We start from the raw sequence: 17,299 nt of genomic DNA, 5'->3' as shown, positions 1-17,299 counted from the left end.
GAGCCTGGCGGAACTGTCCTGCGGGGAATGCCCCGCAGGAGGCTTACTACTTGGCCTTCTCGAGGACCTCGACGACGCGCCACCGCTTGGTGGCGGAGAGCGGCCGGGTCTCCATGAGGAGGACGCGGTCGCCGACGCCGGCGGTGTTCTGCTCGTCGTGGGCCTTGAGCTTGTTCGTACGGCGGATGACCTTGCCGTACAGCGCGTGCTTGACGCGGTCCTCGACGGCGACGACGACGGTCTTGTCCATCTTGTCGCTGACGACGAGACCCTCGCGGGTCTTGCGGAAGCCGCGCGCCTCTGCGTTCTCAGTCACGTTGTTCTCGCTCATCAGGCACTCTCCACCGTCTCGATGCCCAGCTCGCGCTCACGCATCAGGGTGTAGATCCGCGCGATGTCCTTACGGACGGCCTTCAGCCGACCGTGGTTCTCGAGCTGCCCGGTCGCCGCCTGGAAGCGGAGGTTGAACAGCTCTTCCTTGGCCTCGCGGAGCTTCGCCAGAAGCTCCTCGTTGCCCAGCTCGCGCAGCTCGGACGCCTTGGTACCGGCCGACATCACGCTTCACCTGCCTCGCGCTTGACGATCCGGCACTTCATCGGCAGCTTGTGGGCCGCACGGGTCAGCGCCTCACGGGCGATCTTCTCGTTGGGGTACGACAGCTCGAACATGACGCGTCCGGGCTTGACGTTGGCGATCCACCACTCCGGCGAACCCTTACCGGAACCCATGCGGGTCTCGGCCGGCTTCTTGGTGAGGGGACGGTCCGGGTAGATGTTGATCCAGACCTTGCCGCCACGCTTGATGTGGCGGGTCATCGCGATACGGGCCGCCTCGATCTGGCGGTTCGTGACGTAGGCCGGAGTCAGCGCCTGGATGCCGTACTCGCCGAACGCGACCTGCGTGCCACCCTTCGACATGCCGTCGCGCTTGGGGTGGTGCTGCTTACGGTGCTTGACCCTACGGGGGATCAGCATGTCGGTCAGGCCTCCGTTCCGCCAGTAGAAGAGGACGGCGCCTCGGCCGGAGCGGCGGCGGGAGCCTCGGCCTTGGGGGCCTCGGCGGCCGGAGCCGACTGCTGCGGCTTGCGCCCGCGACGCTCGCCACCGCGGCCACCACGGGCCGGGCGGTCGCTGCCGCCGCCACCACGGGCCGGGCGGTTGCCCGCACGGGCCGCGGCGTTCTCGGCGCGGACCTCGGCGATGTTCTTGACGTCGCCCTTGTAGATCCAGACCTTCACACCGATGCGGCCGAAGGTCGTCTTGGCCTCGAAGAAGCCGTAGTCCACGTTGGCGCGGAGCGTGTGCAGGGGCACGCGGCCCTCGCGGTAGAACTCCGAACGGGACATCTCGGCGCCGCCGAGGCGGCCACCGCACTGGATCTTGATGCCCTTGGCGCCGGCCTTCATCGTCGACTGCATGCTCTTGCGCATGGCGCGACGGAAGGAGACGCGGGAGGACAGCTGCTCGGCGACGGCCTGGGCCACCAGCTGAGCGTCCGTCTCCGGGTTCTTGACCTCGAGGATGTTCAGCTGGACCTGCTTGCCGGTCAGCTTCTCCAGGTCACCGCGGATGCGGTCGGCCTCGGCGCCGCGGCGGCCGATGACGATGCCCGGGCGGGCGGTGTGGATGTCCACGCGGACGCGGTCACGGGTGCGCTCGATCTCCACCTTGGAGATGCCGGCGCGCTCCATGCCGGACGTCATCATCCGACGGATGGCGACGTCTTCCTTGACGTAGTCCTTGTACAGCTTGTCGGCGTACCAGCGCGACTTGAAGTCGGTGGTGATACCGAGTCGGAACCCGTGCGGGTTTACCTTCTGGCCCATTACCGGGTTCCTTCCTTGCTGCTGACGACCACGGTGATGTGGCTGGTCCGCTTGCGGATCCGGTAGGCACGGCCCTGGGCGCGCGGCCGGAACCGCTTCAGGGTCGGGCCCTCGTCGACGTACGCCTCGGAGATCACGAGGGTGCCGGCGTCGGTGTGGTCGTAGTTGTGCGCGGCGTTGGCGATGGCGCTGTCCAGCACCTTGCCGACCGGCACCGAAGCTGCCTGCGGAGCGAATCGCAGAACAGCCTGGGCCTCCGTGGCGTCCATGCCACGGATGAGGTCCACCACACGGCGGGCCTTCATGGGCGTGACGCGGATGTACCGCGCCTGGGCCCTGGCTTCCATGGTTGTCCCTTCAGAGTTACTCATGTGTCTGAATGCGATCCGCTGCTAGCGGCGCTTCGACTTCCGGTCGTCCTTGACGTGACCCCGGAAGGTGCGCGTCGGCGAGAACTCGCCGAGCTTGTGGCCGACCATCGACTCGGTGACGAACACCGGGATGTGGGTCTTGCCGTTGTGCACCGCGATCGTGTGACCGAGCATGTCCGGGACGATCATCGAGCGACGGGACCAGGTCTTGATGACGTTCTTGGTGCCGGCTTCGTTCTGCGAGTCCACCTTCTTGATCAGGTGGTCGTCGACGAAGGGCCCCTTCTTCAAGCTACGAGGCATCTCAACCCGTCCTTAACGCTTCTTGTTCGTCTTGCGGCGGCGGACGATGTACTTGTTCGACGCCTTCTTGGGCGAACGAGTACGACCCTCCTTCTTGCCCCAGGGGGACACGGGGTGACGGCCACCGGAGGTCCGGCCCTCACCACCACCGTGCGGGTGGTCCACCGGGTTCATGACCACACCGCGGACGGTCGGGCGAACGCCCAGCCACCGCTTACGACCGGCCTTGCCCCAGTTGATGTTGGACTGCTCGGCGTTGCCGACCTCGCCGACCGTGGCGCGGCAGCGCTGGTCGACCAGGCGGATCTCACCGGACGGCATGCGGAGGTGGGCCATCGAGCCCTCCTTCGCGAGCAGCTGCACGGAGGCACCGGCGGAGCGGGCGAACTTGGCGCCGCCGCCCGGACGGAGCTCGATCGCGTGGATCGTGGTACCGACCGGGATGTTGCGGAGCGCCAGGTTGTTGCCCGGCTTGATGTCGGCCCCGGGGCCGTTCTCCACGCGGTCGCCCTGCTGCAGGTTGCGCGGGGCGAGGATGTAGCGCTTCTCGCCGTCCGCGTAGTGCAGCAGCGCGATGCGCGCGGTGCGGTTGGGGTCGTACTCGATGTGCGCGACCTTCGCCGGCACGCCGTCCTTGTCGTGACGACGGAAGTCGATCACGCGGTAGGCGCGCTTGTGTCCGCCACCCTGGTGGCGAACGGTCACACGACCGGCGTTGTTACGGCCGCCCTTGCTGTGCAGCGGGCGGACCAGCGACTTCTCCGGCGTGGACCGCGTGACCTCGACGAAGTCGGCGACGCTGGAGCCACGACGGCCCGGCGTAGTCGGCTTGTACTTGCGGATTCCCATTTCTCAGTCCTCGTCCGATATCGGACGATCCGACCCGCTTAAGCGGTCGGACCGCCGAAGATGTCGATACGGTCGCCCTCGGCGAGGGTCACGATCGCGCGCTTGCTGTCGGCACGCTTGCCGAAGCCCGTGCGGGTCCGCTTCCGCTTGCCCTGGCGGTTGATCGTGTTGACCCCGGTGACCTTGACCGAGAAGACCGCCTGGACGGCCTCCTTGATCTGGGTCTTGTTGGAGCCCGGCGCGACGACGAACGTGTACTTGTTCTCGTCGAGCAGCGCGTAGCTCTTCTCGGACACGACCGGCTTCAGCAGCACGTCACGGGGGTCCGTGAAGCCCTTGCTGACCGGGGTGACGACGGTGTTCTTGCCCTCGGTGGCGTGGCGGCGGGCCTTGGCGACGCGCGCGGCCTTGGCCTTCTTCGCGGCCTTCGAGGCGATAGCGGGGTGACGGATGGCCATCAGACCTCGCTCCCTTCGGTGTCAGCGGCCTTGGTGGGGCCAGACACGAAGGACTCGAAAGCGGCCTGGGTGAAGACCACGTCGTCCGAGACGAGAACGTCGTACGTGTTCAGCTGGCCCGGCTCCAGGATGTGGATCTGGGGCAGGTTGCGGGCGGACAGCCACGCGGCCTCGTCGGAGCGCTCGACGACCAGGAGCAGGTTCTTGCGCTCGCTGATCTTGCCGAACAGGCTCCGGGCGGCCTTGGTGCTGGGCGCGTCGCCGTCGATCACGCCGGAGACGACGTGGATGCGGTCGTGGCGGGCCCGGTCGGTGAGGGCGTGGCGCAGGGCCGCGGCCTTCATCTTCTTCGGGGTCCGCTGCGAGTAGTCACGCGGCTGCGGGCCGTGGACGACGCCACCGCCGGCGAACTGCGGGGCGCGGGTCGAACCCTGGCGGGCGCGGCCGGTGCCCTTCTGGCGGTACGGCTTCTTGCCGCCACCGCGGACCTCGCCGCGACGCTTGGTCTTGTGCGTGCCCTGGCGGGCAGCGGCGTTCTGCGCGACGACGACCTGGTGGATCAGCGGGATGCTGATCTTCTCCACGCCGAAGATCTCCGCGGGGAGCTCGACGCTTCCGGTCTTCTCGCCGGCAGGCGAAAGGATGTCAACAGTGCTCATCGGTTACCTCAGGCCCCCTTGGCCGCGGTGCGGACCAGGACGAGGCCGCCGTTCGGACCGGGAACCGCGCCCTTGATGAGCAGCAGACCCTTCTCCGCGTCAACGGCGTGGACGGTCAGGTTCTGGGTGGTGACCCGCTCGTTGCCCATGCGACCCGCCATGCGGAGGCCCTTGAACACGCGGCCCGGGGTGGCGCAGCCACCGATGGAGCCCGGCGAGCGGTGCTTGCGCTGGGTGCCGTGACCGGCGCCGAGGCCCTTGAAGTTGTGACGCTTCATGACACCGGCGAAGCCCTTGCCCTTGCTCTTGCCGGTGACGTCGACCTTCACGCCGGACTCGAAGACCTCGGCGGTGACTTCCTGGCCGAGCGTGTACTCGGCGGCGTCAGCGGTCCGGATCTCGACGAGGTGGCGGCGCGGGGTGACGTCGGCCTTGGCGAAGTGGCCCTTGAGGGGCTTGTTCACCTTGCGCGGGTCGATCTCGCCGAAGGCGATCTGGACCGACTCGTAGCCGTCGACGTCGTTCGTGCGGACCTGGGTGACGACGTTGGGGCCGGCCTTGACGACCGTGACCGGAACAACACGGTTGTTCTCGTCCCACACCTGCGTCATGCCGAGCTTCTCGCCCAGGATGCCCTTGATCTGCTTGGTCATCTTCAGATCACCGCCCTCAGAGCTTGATCTCGATGTCGACACCGGCCGGGAGGTCGAGTCGCATCAGAGAGTCAACGGTCTTGGGGGTCGGGTCGAGGATGTCGATCAGGCGCTTGTGCGTGCGCATCTCGAAGTGCTCGCGCGAGTCCTTGTACTTGTGCGGCGACTTGATGACGCAGTACACGTTCTTCTCAGTGGGCAGCGGCACCGGGCCCGCGACCGACGCACCAGTACGCGTCACCGTCTCGACGATCTTCTTCGCCGAGGAGTCGATGACCTCGTGGTCGTAGGCCTTGAGCCGGATGCGGATCTTCTGTCCCGCCATGGCTACTTCGTAGTCCTGTCTCTCGAAAACGCTCTGGTACCCGGCGTCCCTCTGCTGCCGCCTCCGACCCACGCGGTCGGGCGTGTCGCACTCCCGCTGACACAGATGTCCCTTGTTCGAACATCCCCGCTCTGGGAGCACGGCCCTTCCGGAACCGCAGGCCGGGGGCGAGAGGCCCACCGGGCGCCTGGCCGAGGCACCCCGCTGACGCATTCCCGGAAGATTCCCGTACGTCCGCCCCTGAGCAGGGCGACGAGTACTGTGGGACTCGCTTCCGGTCCTCCCGGCGGGAGACGCGCAGCATCGGCACTCGACCGAGCAACCCCGCTAGTCTGCCATACGGGGTGGACGCATGGCCAATCGGGCGGAAGAGGGTACCCCGGGGGCCCCGAAGATCAAACCGAGCCGCAGGGCCCTTCGGCACCGCCCCTCCACAGCGCCAGGGCCCTCCGTCAGCCGCGAATGCCTCTGATGAGTCTGTCCAGGGCCTCGTCCGGAGACTGGGCGAGCCACTCCGCGTCATCCATACCGAAGTAGACTGTCCCATTTTCGGCCATGGCCAGATAGAAGTTCCCCTGCCACAGATCCCCTAGCGGGTAGAGGGAGACCTCGACTTCCTCACCAAGGGACTCGATGATTTCGTAATCCCACTTGGCCAAGGCGGGATCAAGACGAAAAGATGCCCGACCTGCATTGACGCCGGGCCCTTTCTCGAACACTTCCAGACCGCCGAATTCCGCGAGGAACCGACGCGCCGCCTCGTGCATGACGTATCCGTCGTCGGCTTCACGCAGGACCTTTTCCCAGTTGTCGACGGAAACCGAACGTCCCGGCCGCCAACCGGCCGATCGGAGTACACGTTCCGTTGCGGGTGACCACCGGCGGACACCGTCCGGTCCCGTTGTCGCCTCGAATTCGGCAGGAAGCTCCAAGTGGTCACCGGCCGGCACGAACGGCAATGGGGCCTCGGTGAGCCGGTCCATGACCAGCCTCTCCAGGGCTGCGTGTGCCCCGGACGCCAGAAGCTCCGAGCCGCTGGTGTCACCGACGTGAACGGACCCGTCGACGGCCATCCCCAGGTAGCTCGCGCCGCTGTCCGCCTGCCCGATGGGGCAGAGACCGGCTCCTGCGGCCTGACTCAGCTGAGCCGCGGCGACGCACGGATCGAAACGGAACGTGGACTGCGGCATCACAGGACCGGGAGTCCACGTGTCCGTCGCCAGTCCACCGAATTCGGCCAAGAAGCTCGCCGCCGCTTCATGCATGTGAAGTCCGTGACTCTCTTCGAGGGCCCTGCGCCATCCATCGACAGGGACGGCACGACCTGGGTACCACCCGGCCGAACGCAGCACCTGGCAGGTCAGTGGGGACCACTCTGTCGGTATTTCGTCGATTTCCACTACGTCACCGCCGTGATTCCGAGTTGATCGAGTACATTCGCGCATGAAGGGCAAGGGGGCTTGACCATCTTATGGGCTTCGTTACCCGGAGCGCGGACGTTGACCGCATGCATCACACCGCCCCTTGGATCGACACCTGCCTTCATCGCTTTCGACAACGCCTCTGCCTCTCCGCACTTCCCGTGCTGACCCCCCGCCCGCACGTCCTCGGGCACTCTGTCGTAAGCAGCCTTGACGTCCGGGTGCAGATCGTGCTCCCCGCCGCCCTTGATGCTCGCTCCGTCGAACGGCTTTTTGTGGCCGGGTACCGAGAGGCCGGCCGCACTGGTAGGACGGGTCTTCTTACTGGCGCCCGGTCGCGCCTGCTCAAGGTCGGCTCGGGCCTCCGCTGCTCGTTTCGCAGCCTCGGGGCAGGCAGGTGACAGGCCGAATGGATCGACCGCGGTAAAGGGATTGGACACGTATGCGCGCGGGTTCGGCCCTGGAGTGAGACCGAGCGGGTCCGAGGAGACGTACCGGGCCGTCTCCGGATCGTAGTGACGCTGGTAGTTGTAGTGAAGTGCCGTCTCAGGGTCGTCGTATTGTCCTGGGAAACGCAACGGGCACGAGACGCCGTCCGGACCGGGCGCGTCAAGCGGCGCCCCCCAGACCGTGGAGCGGGCCTGCCAGGCGATTTCCCCTGACTCCGAGACCAGCTCGGTGGGCGTGCCGACGAGGTCCGTGGCGATGGAGTAGAACTCGGCGTCCACCCACTCCTGGGATGCTTCGGGCGACGGAGCCCGCACAACCTGCGTGACGGGACTGAAGCGGTCCCGCTCCCAGTCCCACACCGTGCACTCGGGCTCCTTGCCGAGCGCCTCGGTGATCTGCTCGGCCGGCACGAAGCCGTCCCAGACGAACTTGGTCTCCTCGACGACACTGTGACCGTCGGGACCCAGACGACGCTTGGCAATGCGACGGCCGAATGGGTCGTACGCGTACGTCCATGCGGTGCCGTCCGGCGTGGTCACGGCGACCAAGCGGTCTTCGCTGTCCCACGTGTACTGCCAGATGTCCGGCTTGCGGGACAGGCGCTTCTTGCGTCGGACAACGACGCGGCCTTGATCGTCGTACTCGTAGCTGATGTCCCGGAATCGGCGGACCGGGAAGTGCCGGGGGTCGGCCTGATGCGCGCTGCCCCACTCGCCCTCGGCGAGATCACCCGCCATGTCGTACGCATAGCGCTCGGTCCAGGTGGCGGCGCGAACGCCTGACACTCGCCCCAGCCCGTCGATGTCGACACTGCGATCGCCCCGGAGAAGATCGCTGATGGTGGCCACTGTGCCGTCGGGCCGGTAGCGATAGGCCCGGTGCTGAAGGCGGTGTGGAGTGGCCGTCGGGCCTGAGCCAGTGATGGCGCCTGACGCCGTCAGCGTCTGCGTACTCAGCCTTCCGGCCATGTCCCAGGTCTGACTCAGGGCGACGCCACCCACGCGGCGATCGACTTCCCGCCCCGCTCGGTCATAGGCGAACGTGACCGTTCTGTCGGCCGTGCGCAGCAGTGTCGGGCGATCGCGTCCGTCGTACTCCCAGAAACTCTCGGCCTTGGACGAGGTCACGCGCGTCAGGCGCCTGCCCAGGGCGTCGTAGGTCGAACGTACGGTCGAGCCGTTGCAGGTCTCGGCCAGTACGCGACCACGGGCATCTCGCTCGTAGCTCAGCTCGGCGCCGGGCCCGACCACACGGTTGACCTGGCCGACAGCGTCGTACTCGTAGGAGGTGACACCTTCCGGAGACCGCTGCTCGGTGATGTTGCCGAAGTCATCGCGTACGAAACCGATCGACTGACCCGCCCCGTTCGTCCGCCCTGTCAGGCGGCCGGCCGCGTCGTGCAGGTAGGTCTGAACACGTCCCAGGAAGTCCCGTTCGCGGACGATCCGCCCGGACTCGTCGTAGAAGTACTCCCACACGGCACCCTGCTGGTTGGTCACCGAGGTGACGCGCAGTTGGCCGTCGTGCGCGAACTCCAAGCGCGAGCCATCGGGATCCGTCCGCGCACGGAGCAGATTGAAGGCGCCGTACTCGAAGCGGGTCGCCCGGCCCATGCCGTCGACGTGTTCGATCAGGTTACCCTCGCCGTCATACCTACGGTGCTCCGTGGTGCCGTCGGGCAGGTCGAGGCGGAGCAGTCGGCCCTCCGGGTCCCGGCTCAGTCGAGTGACGGTTCCATCAGGTCCTGTCTGTTGGACGACTCTGCCGAACACGTCCCGCACCAGGCTTGTGGTGTCTCCCTCCGCACCCGTGGCGGTGAGAGGCAGGCCCGCAGCGTCGGCCTCCACGAGGGCGGTACTGCCGACCGCGTCGGTGATCGACACGAGCGCGCCGTGGAGTCCGTAGCGGTAGGCGACACGTGCCCCTGTGGGATCGGTCTCGGCGACCAGGTTTCCGTGGCCGTCATACTCCATCCGCCAGGCATGACCGTCGGCCTGGACCACCTCGAGGGGTTGCCCCCACCGATTGTTCTCGGCAGTCTCCCGGCGGCCGTCGGAGCGGACCACCGCAATCGGCGCGCCCATTTCGTCGTAGATGTACCGACTGGTGCGGCCGCCCGCGTCCGTCCTGGACACAAGTCGATCGTGACGATCCCACTCGTACGAGGTGCGGTGACCGCCGGGATCGGTCTGAGCTACGAGCTGGTACAGGTCGTTCCAGTGATAGGTCGTTGTGTCACCGAGCGCGTCCGTGTAGCGCGTGGTACGTCCTGCGGTGTCGTACGCGATGGTGCATCGCAGAAGGCCGTCAGTGCCCTCGCCGCCCACGCACCGGTCGTGATCGTCGTAGACGAAGCGGTACCAGTTGCCGTTGCGATCGGTCCACGACGTGATACGCGAACGATCGTCATAGGCGAGTACGAGAGGCAGGCCGCTGAAGTCACGGATCTCGGTGAGGTCACCTTCAGCGCTGTACGCGAACTCCCTGAGCGGTATGCCGCCGGTCGCCGGATCGCGCAGGCGTAGCGCGGTGACACGTCCCTCCTCGGTGTCGACGTGGATGTACCGGCCACCGCTGTCGCGTACGGCCCTCGGGGTCCCGTCGGCGTCGCGGTCGATGTCGATCCGATAGCCGTTGCGGTCGGTCAGAGCCACGAGGAAGAGGGTGAACGCCTCCGCGTCCACGGGAGGCCGGTGCGGGGGCGCGAAGTGGCGGGTGAGACCGGTGAGGGGGTCGGTGATCCGGAGAGGGGTGTCGGGGGCGCCGTCCCAGTCGAGGGGGAGGCAAGGTCCTTCGGCCGGCATCACGGAGGTGCCGGGTGCGGGTACCGGGTAGAGGAGGATCATGCCGTCCTCGACGGCGAAGACGACGCCTTCGTCGTCCAGCACGAGACGCTCGTCGAGCGTGGACGCCCACGACGGGCCGAAGGAGCGCCCCGACCGGTACGTCGACAGGTGCGTGCGCCGCAGCGCCAGTGGAATGAGGCCCGGTAGTTCGATGTCGGTCTCGGTCATGTACATCTCGCCCGAGACCATGTCGATGGGGTCGCCGTTCAGACACCGGCCCTTGCCCGGTTTGGCCTTCGCCACGGCGTCGTCGGCTTCTCTCCGCAGGCCCTTGCCGAGTCCCTTGGCCATGCCCTTGAGGCCGGCTTTGCCCAGCACCTTCGCGCCCTTGGCGAGCCCGCCCAGTGTGGTCAGGCCCTTCATGCCGGGTATGCAGTCAAGGGCGGCGAAACCCACGTCCCATAGGGACGCCTGACCCTTGCTGTATTTGTAGAGCGTGTCGGCGAGCACGACCAGGGCCGCGATCAGCACGATCGCGCCCAGGATCGGGCCGCCGATGATCATGGCGACGATGCCGAGTACGGTGACGACGACCTTGCAGACGGCGACGATCGTGTCCCAGTTGTCGGAGAACCAGTCGCCGACGTCCTCCCACCAGGAGCGGTTCTGGATGCCGGCGTCGGACGCCTCGTCGATCTTGTTCTTCGCCTCGCGGGCGGCGTCCTCGCGCATCTTGCGCGCGTCCTCAGCCATCTTCTTCGCGGCGTCCAGTGCGCCCTGGGCGGCGTCGACGTCCGACTGGGCGTTCGTCTGAGCCGTCTTGGCGTGCTGGGCGTCCCTCGTCGCGGCGCGGACCTTCGCCTCATCCGGCTTGTCGGCGTCGGACTTGCTGCCGGTCGGGTCGTCCTTGTACTTGTCGGCCTCCTTCGACGCCCGCGTCACCCAGGAGTCCGCCGAGGTCAGCTTGGTCTGCGCCGCGCTCAGGTCCTCGCGGGCCGCCCGCGCCTTGACCAGTGCCTTGTCGGCCAACGCCTGGGCGCGCTCCAGCTTCGGCCAGAAGTCCGCGAGCGCGTCGCCGCACATCGCGTAGGACTTCTCCAGCTTCTTCAGGTTCTTGGGGACGCCGGAGAACTCGTCCTTGAAGACGGTGGCCGACTTGCCGGCCCACTCCGCCAGCGTGCCCTCGCCCGCCATGCCCTTGACCAGACGCAGCGCGTCGGAGACGTCGTCGGCGAAGTCGTGCAGGGTCTTCGCGAGCGTGCGGACGCGCTGCGGATCACCGGGGGTCGGGTCCCTGTCCAGATCCAGGACATGCCAGTCACTCGGCCTGTGGCCCGCCATGTCGCAACCCCCGTCAGCGCATGCGCATCGTCAACAGCTATGTGCACACGTGAACTTACAAGGCACGGCCGTTCGAAGGAAAGGCGGAGCTAGCGGGATCAGCCGGGGCCGCATCCCGCAGGATCCGCACCGCGAGGGGAAGCAACCAGGGCAGCCCGACGTCCTGCGTGATCAGCCGGGCCAGCTCGTCGGGCCGGAGGTCACCGACCGGACGACGCCGCAGTCCGTGGAGCGCCTCGACCAGGGGCGTCGCATTCTGCGGCGGGTCGGGCCAGCGCTGCCCCCCAGTTCTTCCAGCGATACACGCAGGCGGGTCTTGGCGAATTCGACAAGGTTCTCCAACTCGATGATTCGGGGCGGGCCGCCCGGCTCGTTCCACTCCGCCAGGAGGTAGGTGCCATGCCATTCGACACGCCAGACAGAGCCATGACGGTTCTCGAATTCCACGAAACTGCCGGGGTCGCCTTCGATGGAGCGCAGCTCGGTGAACAGACGGCGCGGATCGGCGCGGGCGCGGCCCTGGTCGGTGCTGCGACCGCGTGTACGGGTGTTGGCGAAGCGCATCTTGACGACGGGCAGCGGATCCCGGTCGAGGTCGGTCAGGCCCAGCGCGCGGTAGCGCGTGACAGCCTCCTCCAGGGTCTCCTGGCCCGAGAACTCGCAGGCGTAGGCGGGAGACATCAGCCGAACGTGCTCCGTCAGCCCCGGCTTCTCCACACGGTAGAAACGGTGCACCTCGGGGGCGACACCGACCACGGCGCTGACGTCCACGTTCGCCGCCCCTACGACCGGCGACGGCGCACGGCACGCCAGGCGTCCCCCACGGCGTCCTCGGAGCGCAGCCACCAGCCTTCCAGCTTGTTCCGCACCCCTGTGACAACCGCCCGCCACTTGAACCACGGCGGCAGGCGCCGGAACGGGACGAAGGTCAGCGTGTCCCTGATCGGGTGCTCGGCGACGCCGCCGGGCCCCTCGGCGCGCAGCGCCGCGAAGAGCGCCGGTGTCAGATCACCGTGCAGCCGGGCCGCGTGCCCCGCCGCCGTGAACGCGAGGCCTCGCTGAGCCGCGTCGGGCAGCTGCATCGCCCTGAGGATGCGCGGCGACGCGTCGCTCAGCGAGCAGTTGAGCGCCAGGCCGATCACCCCCGTACCGAGATGATCCGCACCGCGCTCCCATGCCGCGTCCCACTCCTCGGGGTCGTCCAGCCGGAGCAGCCCGTCGCCGCTCACCCAGTCCCAGTCCCAGCCTCCGTCATCAGCCATGGCTTCAGGAGCCCTCCTCACCGGCGAGGAAGTCGGCCGGCGTCACCGGGCTCGCCGGACGAAGCGGGCCATGACGTCGGGGAACGAGGCGTCGATGACGAAGTCGGATGCGTGAACGGTGGGCTCCACGGATGCTCCTCTCCAGCGGCGACGGGCGGCGTGGCTGTGCGATCACATCGTGCCCGGGACCGAGCCCGCGCCGAGGTGCTGTGGCGCACGTCACAGCGGGCCCATGTCACGAACGGCCCCCACCCTCCATCCCCTGGGCATCAACCGCCCGCCAAGGAGACGGAACCATGAACGCAACGCCGCACACCCCCCACCGCATCCTCGTCCTCGGCGCCGGCTACGCCGGTCTCGCCGCCGCGACGCAGCTGGCCGCACGGACGCGGAAGGACGGCGGGGTCGAGGTGACCGTCGTCGACGCGCAGGAGCGGTTCACCGAGCGGATGCGGCTGCACATGGCGGCCACGGGGCAGCCCCTTGCCGAGCTGAGCGTGCCGGAGCTGCTGGAAGGGACGGGGGCGCGTTTCGTGCGGGGGTGGGTCACCGCCGTGGACGCCGGTGCCCGCACCGTGCGGGTCGATGACACGCAGGAGCTGCCGTACGACAGCCTCGTCTACGCGCTCGGCGGCGTGCCCGACGTGTCGGCGGTGCCCGGCGCCGAGGAGCACGCCTACACCCTCGGCGGCGCCCAGGACGCCGAGGCGCTCGCCGACCGGCTGGCCCGCCTCGGCACCGGCACCGTCGCGGTCGTCGGCACCGGCCTGACCGGCGTCGAGGCGGCGGCGGAGATCGCCGAGCGGTATCCGGCGCTGGACGTCGTGCTGCTGGGCCGGGAGCAGCCGGGGGCGGCGATGAACGCGAAGGCGGGGGCGCATCTGCGGGCCGCCCTGGACCGGCTGGGCGTCCGGGTGCGGGCCGGGGTGGAGGTGGCCAAGGTGCTGCCGGGTGAGGTGATGCCGGCGGGCGGGGAGGGCGTGCCTGCCGACGCCGTGCTGTGGACGGCCGGTACCCGGGTGTCGAAGCTGGCGGCCGCCGCCGGGCTGGACGTGGACGCGCGCGGGCGCATCCTCACCGACCCGGCGCTGCGCTCGGTCTCCCACCCCGAGGTGTACGCCGTCGGCGACGCCGCCGCGGTCCGCCAGGGCTACGGCGTCCTGCACGGCACCTGCCAGAGCGGCATGCCGACCGGGGTGCACGCCGCGCTGTCGATCCTGCGGGTCATCAGGGGCAAGGAGCCCAAGCCCTTCCGCTTCGGCTACTACCACACGCCCGTCAGCCTCGGCCGGGGCGACGCCGTGGTGCAGTTCACGCGGCCCGACGACAGCCCGCGCCGGATCTGCCTGACCGGGCGCACGGCCGTCAGGTACAAGGAGACGGTGACCGCCTCGCCCTGGCCGACGTACGGCCGTATGAAGAAGATGCCCGCGTCCGGTGCGTTCTGGCCGCGCGGGGGCCGTTTCACCCGTGTCCGGGGCGCCCGGTGATCGCGGGAGGCCAGGAGGTGTTCGAGCAGTACCGCCGGCTGCTCTTCTCCATCGCCTACCGCCTCCTCGGCAGCGCCGCCGACGCCGAGGACGCGGTGCAGGACGCCTGGCTCAAGTGGGCGGCGGCGGACCGGTCGCAGGTCGCCGAACCGAAGGCGTACCTGAGCCGGATCGTCACCAACCTGGCCCTGGAGCGGCTGCGTTCGACGCGCCACCAGCGGGAGACCTACGTCGGCCCCTGGCTGCCGGAGCCCATCCTCACCGGAGGCGACGCCGCCGAGGCGGTGACGGACGCGGAGTCGGTGTCGATGGCGCTGCTGGTGGTCCTGGAGACGCTGAGCCCGCTGGAGCGCGCCGTGTTCGTGCTCAAGGAGGTCTTCGGCTTCAGCCACGCCGAGATCGGCGAGGCGGTGGAGCGCTCCGAGACGGCCGTACGGCAGGCCGCGCACCGGGCGCGCGAGCACGTGCGGGCCCGCCGACCCCGGTTTCCGGCCGACCGGGCCCGGCAGCGCCAGGCCACCGAGCGCTTCTTCGCCGCCACCACCGGCGGCGACCTCAACGCCCTGCTGGAGCTGCTCTCCCCCGACGTCACCCTGTGGACCGACGGCGGCGGCAAGGTCCGTCAGGCGCTGCTGCCGGTGATCGGCGCGGAGAGGGTGGCCGGCTGGTTCGCGGCCATGGCGGGCCGCTCCTACGCGGGAGTCGCGGCGGAGGAGATCACGGCGGAGCTGATCGGCATCAACGGTGGCCTGGGGCTGCTGTTCGGCGGCGCCGGGCGGGTCATCGCCACGGTCACCTTCGACTTCGACGAGGACGGCCGGATCGCGGCGATCCACAACGTGGCCAACCCGGACAAGCTGGGGGCGGTGGCGGGGGGCGAGGCGTACGACGTCAGCTGACGAACCGGAACGTCGACGTGATCGCGTCGAAGATGTCGAAGAAGGAGTCCGCGAGGTCGAGCACCTGGCTGCTGCCCGCCACCAGCGCGACCTTGCCCTCCTGCCCCGGCACCGGGATGTACGTCTGCATCAGCACCGCCCGCACGGTCCGGTTCAGCGCGTCGTCGGGCACCGGTACGTCCTCGACGCCCCGCGTCCGGGCCGCCGGGCCGACGCCGGGGATGTCGACGGTCGTCACCTCGCGCCAGGAGTCTCCCGGCCTGCGGGCCTCCTTGACCGCGAGCTGGGCGGCGATGGCGGCGGGGTCGTTGGAGAGGGGGTCCCCCGCCTTCGTACGGCCGCCGACCAGCGACACCGTCACGGAGCCGGTGATCGGCGTCTCCCCGCCGAAGCTCTCCGCCATGCAGCCGCAGTACAGCGCGCCCGACTTCCAGGCGTCGGCGGCGGCCTTGCGGAGGAAGGCGACGTACGCGTCGCGGTACTGCTCCAGCTCCGGGTGGAGCCGCACGCGCTCGTCGACCATCCGCCGGATCGAGTCGTCCCGCGACTCCGGCCGCACGTCGAACTCCCACCACGATTCCGGCACCTTGATCCGGAACCCGCCGCGTTCGACGGTCAGCGCCTCGGTGTAACGGGCCATCGGTCGCCCGGCCTCCCCCGCTCGGTCGGTCATGTGTGCGGCCATTCTCCCATCGGGGATCAGGGCGCCGCCGACAGCAACGGGGTCCAGTGCTCCCGCACCTCGCGCAGCCGGCGCCGGTGGTCGGCGATCCAGTCGTCCGGCAGGACGATCGGTACGCGCACGGTGACCATGGATCCCGACTCGTCCTCCACGACCACCTCGGGGCAGTCGCGCTCGCCGGTGAGCTGGACGGCGAGGGACGCGCCCCTGTCCTCCACCCAGGTGACGTCCTCCCCGGCGTCGAGCCGGTCGAGAGCGTCGGACCACCTGTCCAACACGCGGACGGTCAACCACAGGCAGCAGCGGCCGGACACGAAGGGCGTCTCGACGACGATCTCGGCCTTGAGCACGGACGGCGACCGGGGCTCGATGCCCAGGACGTCGACCGTGACGCTGTTCCCCTCGTCGTCGGCGAGGGAGACGAATGCCGTCGGGGCAGTGCCGGCCATGGCCTCTTCTCCTTGGTTCCGTAAGGTCGTGAGACCCAGTACACAGCCTGGTACACCGCGCCCCAGAGGGAGAATGCCATGACGCCCGAGCACCCCACCGGCATCCGCCACCGCACCGTCCCCTCCCCTGCGGGCCGCACCCACCTCGCCGAGCTGGGCAGCGGCCCCCTCGTGCTGCTCGTGCACGGCTTCCCGGAGTCCTGGTACTCCTGGCGGCACCAGCTCCCCGCCCTCGCGGCGGCCGGCTACCGGGCGGTCGCGATCGAAGTACGCGGCTACGGCCGCTCCTCCAAGCCGGCCGCACCCGACGCCTACCGCATGCGGGAGCTGGTCGAGGACAACGTCGCGGTGGTGCGCGCGCTGGGCGAGGAGTCGGCGGTGGTCGTCGGCCACGACTGGGGCTCGCCCATAGCCGCGAACTCCGCGCTGCTGCGACCGGAGGTCTTCCGCGCGGTGGGCCTGCTGAGCGTGCCCTACGCGCCGCGCGGCGGCCCGCGGCCCAGCGAGGTCTTCTCCCGGGTGGGCGGGCCGGACGACGAGTTCTACGTCTCGTACTTCCAGGAACCGGGCCGCGCCGAGGCCGAGATCGAGCCCGACGTACGGGGCTGGCTCGCGGGCGTGTACGCGGCGCTGTCCGCCGACACGATGCCGGGCCGGGACGCCCCCGACCCGCACTTCGTCAGCAGGGCCGGGGGAAGGATGCGCGACCGCTTCCCGACCGACCGCCTGCCGGGCTGGCTGTCGGAGGCCGACCTGGACCTCTACGCGGGGGAGTTCGAGCGGACGGGCCTGACCGGCGCCCTCAACCGCTACCGGAACATGGACCGCGACTGGGAGGACCTCGCCGCCCACGACGGCGCCCCGATCCCCCAGCCCTCCCTCTTCATCGGCGGCGCCCGCGACGCGTCCACCACCTGGATGTCCGAGGCGATCGACGCCTACCCGGTCACCCTGCCCGCCCTGCACGCCTCCCACGTCCTCCCGGACACCGGCCACTGGCTCCAGCAGGAACGCCCCGAGGAGGTCAACGCCCTTCTGACCGAATGGCTGGCGACCCTGCCCGCCTGAGCGGGCGG

General features: G+C 69.2%; 21 protein-coding genes. 3 read left to right on the top strand and 18 right to left on the bottom strand.

Annotated elements, in window-relative coordinates:
* Positions 1 to 46: 46 nt before the first annotated feature.
* The 16 genes from rpsQ to ACGFZL_RS07045 all read right to left on the bottom strand — a co-directional run bounded on the left by rpsQ (position 47) and on the right by ACGFZL_RS07045 (position 12,703).
* Positions 47 to 331 carry a 30S ribosomal protein S17 gene (rpsQ, locus tag ACGFZL_RS07120; protein ID WP_355167616.1) on the bottom strand — a complete coding sequence of 95 codons (285 nt, stop codon included), beginning with the start codon at positions 329 to 331 and terminating at the stop codon, positions 47 to 49.
* Positions 331 to 555 carry a 50S ribosomal protein L29 gene (gene rpmC, locus ACGFZL_RS07115; RefSeq protein WP_003974259.1) on the bottom strand — a complete coding sequence of 75 codons (225 nt, stop codon included), beginning with the start codon at positions 553 to 555 and terminating at the stop codon, positions 331 to 333. The genes rpsQ and rpmC overlap by 1 nt, the downstream gene beginning before the upstream one ends.
* Positions 555 to 974 carry a 50S ribosomal protein L16 gene (gene rplP / locus ACGFZL_RS07110; protein ID WP_046418010.1) on the bottom strand — a complete coding sequence of 140 codons (420 nt, stop codon included), beginning with the start codon at positions 972 to 974 and terminating at the stop codon, positions 555 to 557. The genes rpmC and rplP overlap by 1 nt, the downstream gene beginning before the upstream one ends.
* Positions 975 to 979: 5 nt before the next feature.
* Entirely contained in the window at positions 980 to 1,825 is an 846-nt protein-coding gene (gene rpsC / locus ACGFZL_RS07105; protein WP_355167614.1) for a 30S ribosomal protein S3, read from the bottom strand.
* Complete coding sequence (gene rplV / locus ACGFZL_RS07100; RefSeq protein WP_355167612.1) at positions 1,825 to 2,172, bottom strand: 50S ribosomal protein L22; 348 nt, start codon at positions 2,170 to 2,172, stop codon at positions 1,825 to 1,827. Before rplV ends, rpsC begins: the two co-directional genes overlap by 1 nt.
* A gap of 45 nt (positions 2,173 to 2,217) precedes the next feature.
* Entirely contained in the window at positions 2,218 to 2,499 is a 282-nt protein-coding gene (gene rpsS, locus ACGFZL_RS07095; protein ID WP_161226988.1) for a 30S ribosomal protein S19, read from the bottom strand.
* 12 nt (positions 2,500 to 2,511) lie between these two features.
* Positions 2,512 to 3,348 (bottom strand): 50S ribosomal protein L2, encoded by an 837-nt coding sequence (gene rplB / locus ACGFZL_RS07090; protein WP_030400225.1) that lies wholly within the window; start codon positions 3,346 to 3,348, stop codon positions 2,512 to 2,514.
* A 38-nt stretch (positions 3,349 to 3,386) separates the two neighbouring features.
* The gene (gene rplW, locus ACGFZL_RS07085) at positions 3,387 to 3,806 is read right to left on the bottom strand and encodes a 50S ribosomal protein L23 (protein WP_355167609.1); all 420 of its coding nucleotides are present in this window, start codon (positions 3,804 to 3,806) and stop codon (positions 3,387 to 3,389) included.
* Positions 3,806 to 4,465 carry a 50S ribosomal protein L4 gene (gene rplD, locus ACGFZL_RS07080; RefSeq protein WP_355167607.1) on the bottom strand — a complete coding sequence of 220 codons (660 nt, stop codon included), beginning with the start codon at positions 4,463 to 4,465 and terminating at the stop codon, positions 3,806 to 3,808. Before rplD ends, rplW begins: the two co-directional genes overlap by 1 nt.
* An 8-nt stretch (positions 4,466 to 4,473) precedes the next feature.
* Positions 4,474 to 5,118: a 50S ribosomal protein L3 gene (gene rplC, locus ACGFZL_RS07075; protein WP_121748660.1), complete on the bottom strand. Its 645-nt coding sequence runs from the start codon at positions 5,116 to 5,118 to the stop codon at positions 4,474 to 4,476.
* Positions 5,119 to 5,134: 16 nt separating this feature from the next.
* Positions 5,135 to 5,443 (bottom strand): 30S ribosomal protein S10, encoded by a 309-nt coding sequence (rpsJ, locus tag ACGFZL_RS07070; RefSeq protein WP_003948644.1) that lies wholly within the window; start codon positions 5,441 to 5,443, stop codon positions 5,135 to 5,137.
* A gap of 452 nt (positions 5,444 to 5,895) precedes the next feature.
* On the bottom strand, positions 5,896 to 6,888 hold the full coding sequence (locus ACGFZL_RS07065) for an SUKH-3 domain-containing protein (protein ID WP_393690193.1): 993 nt from the start codon (positions 6,886 to 6,888) through the stop codon (positions 5,896 to 5,898).
* The gene (locus ACGFZL_RS07060; protein ID WP_393689950.1) at positions 6,843 to 11,441 is read right to left on the bottom strand and encodes a DUF6531 domain-containing protein; all 4,599 of its coding nucleotides are present in this window, start codon (positions 11,439 to 11,441) and stop codon (positions 6,843 to 6,845) included. Before ACGFZL_RS07060 ends, ACGFZL_RS07065 begins: the two co-directional genes overlap by 46 nt.
* 55 nt (positions 11,442 to 11,496) lie before the next feature.
* A complete protein-coding gene (locus tag ACGFZL_RS07055) occupies positions 11,497 to 11,664 on the bottom strand; it encodes a hypothetical protein (protein WP_393690192.1) in 168 nt (55 codons plus the stop codon).
* Positions 11,613 to 12,212, bottom strand: coding sequence for a hypothetical protein (locus ACGFZL_RS07050; RefSeq protein WP_393690211.1), 600 nt, complete (start codon positions 12,210 to 12,212; stop codon positions 11,613 to 11,615). Before ACGFZL_RS07050 ends, ACGFZL_RS07055 begins: the two co-directional genes overlap by 52 nt.
* Before the next feature lie 11 nt (positions 12,213 to 12,223).
* Complete coding sequence (locus ACGFZL_RS07045; protein ID WP_393689949.1) at positions 12,224 to 12,703, bottom strand: hypothetical protein; 480 nt, start codon at positions 12,701 to 12,703, stop codon at positions 12,224 to 12,226.
* 296 nt (positions 12,704 to 12,999) lie between these two features.
* Between ACGFZL_RS07045 and ACGFZL_RS07040 the strand changes: the two genes are divergently transcribed.
* Positions 13,000 to 14,193 (top strand): NAD(P)/FAD-dependent oxidoreductase, encoded by a 1,194-nt coding sequence (locus ACGFZL_RS07040; protein ID WP_393689948.1) that lies wholly within the window; start codon positions 13,000 to 13,002, stop codon positions 14,191 to 14,193.
* Between the two features lie 17 nt (positions 14,194 to 14,210).
* Positions 14,211 to 15,092 carry an RNA polymerase sigma-70 factor gene (locus ACGFZL_RS07035; RefSeq protein ID WP_393689947.1) on the top strand — a complete coding sequence of 294 codons (882 nt, stop codon included), beginning with the start codon at positions 14,211 to 14,213 and terminating at the stop codon, positions 15,090 to 15,092.
* Here ACGFZL_RS07035 and ACGFZL_RS07030 read toward each other — a convergent pair.
* Both ACGFZL_RS07030 and ACGFZL_RS07025 read right to left on the bottom strand, forming a co-directional pair.
* Positions 15,085 to 15,732 (bottom strand): hypothetical protein, encoded by a 648-nt coding sequence (locus ACGFZL_RS07030; protein ID WP_393690191.1) that lies wholly within the window; start codon positions 15,730 to 15,732, stop codon positions 15,085 to 15,087. The genes ACGFZL_RS07035 and ACGFZL_RS07030 overlap by 8 nt on opposite strands.
* Positions 15,733 to 15,791: 59 nt before the next feature.
* Positions 15,792 to 16,223: a DUF5959 family protein gene (locus tag ACGFZL_RS07025; RefSeq protein ID WP_393689946.1), complete on the bottom strand. Its 432-nt coding sequence runs from the start codon at positions 16,221 to 16,223 to the stop codon at positions 15,792 to 15,794.
* 78 nt (positions 16,224 to 16,301) lie between these two features.
* On the opposite strand from ACGFZL_RS07025, the gene ACGFZL_RS07020 reads away from it, so the two are divergent.
* Positions 16,302 to 17,291, top strand: a complete 990-nt coding sequence (locus ACGFZL_RS07020) for an alpha/beta fold hydrolase (protein ID WP_393689945.1) — start codon at positions 16,302 to 16,304, stop codon at positions 17,289 to 17,291.
* Positions 17,292 to 17,299 lie beyond the last annotated feature (8 nt).

The organism is Streptomyces sp. NPDC048182, from assembly GCF_043202555.1.
Lineage (GTDB): Bacteria > Actinomycetota > Actinomycetes > Streptomycetales > Streptomycetaceae > Streptomyces.
The sequence above is the reverse complement of the archived record's forward strand: the minus strand, read 5'-3'. Positions and strand labels throughout refer to the sequence as shown.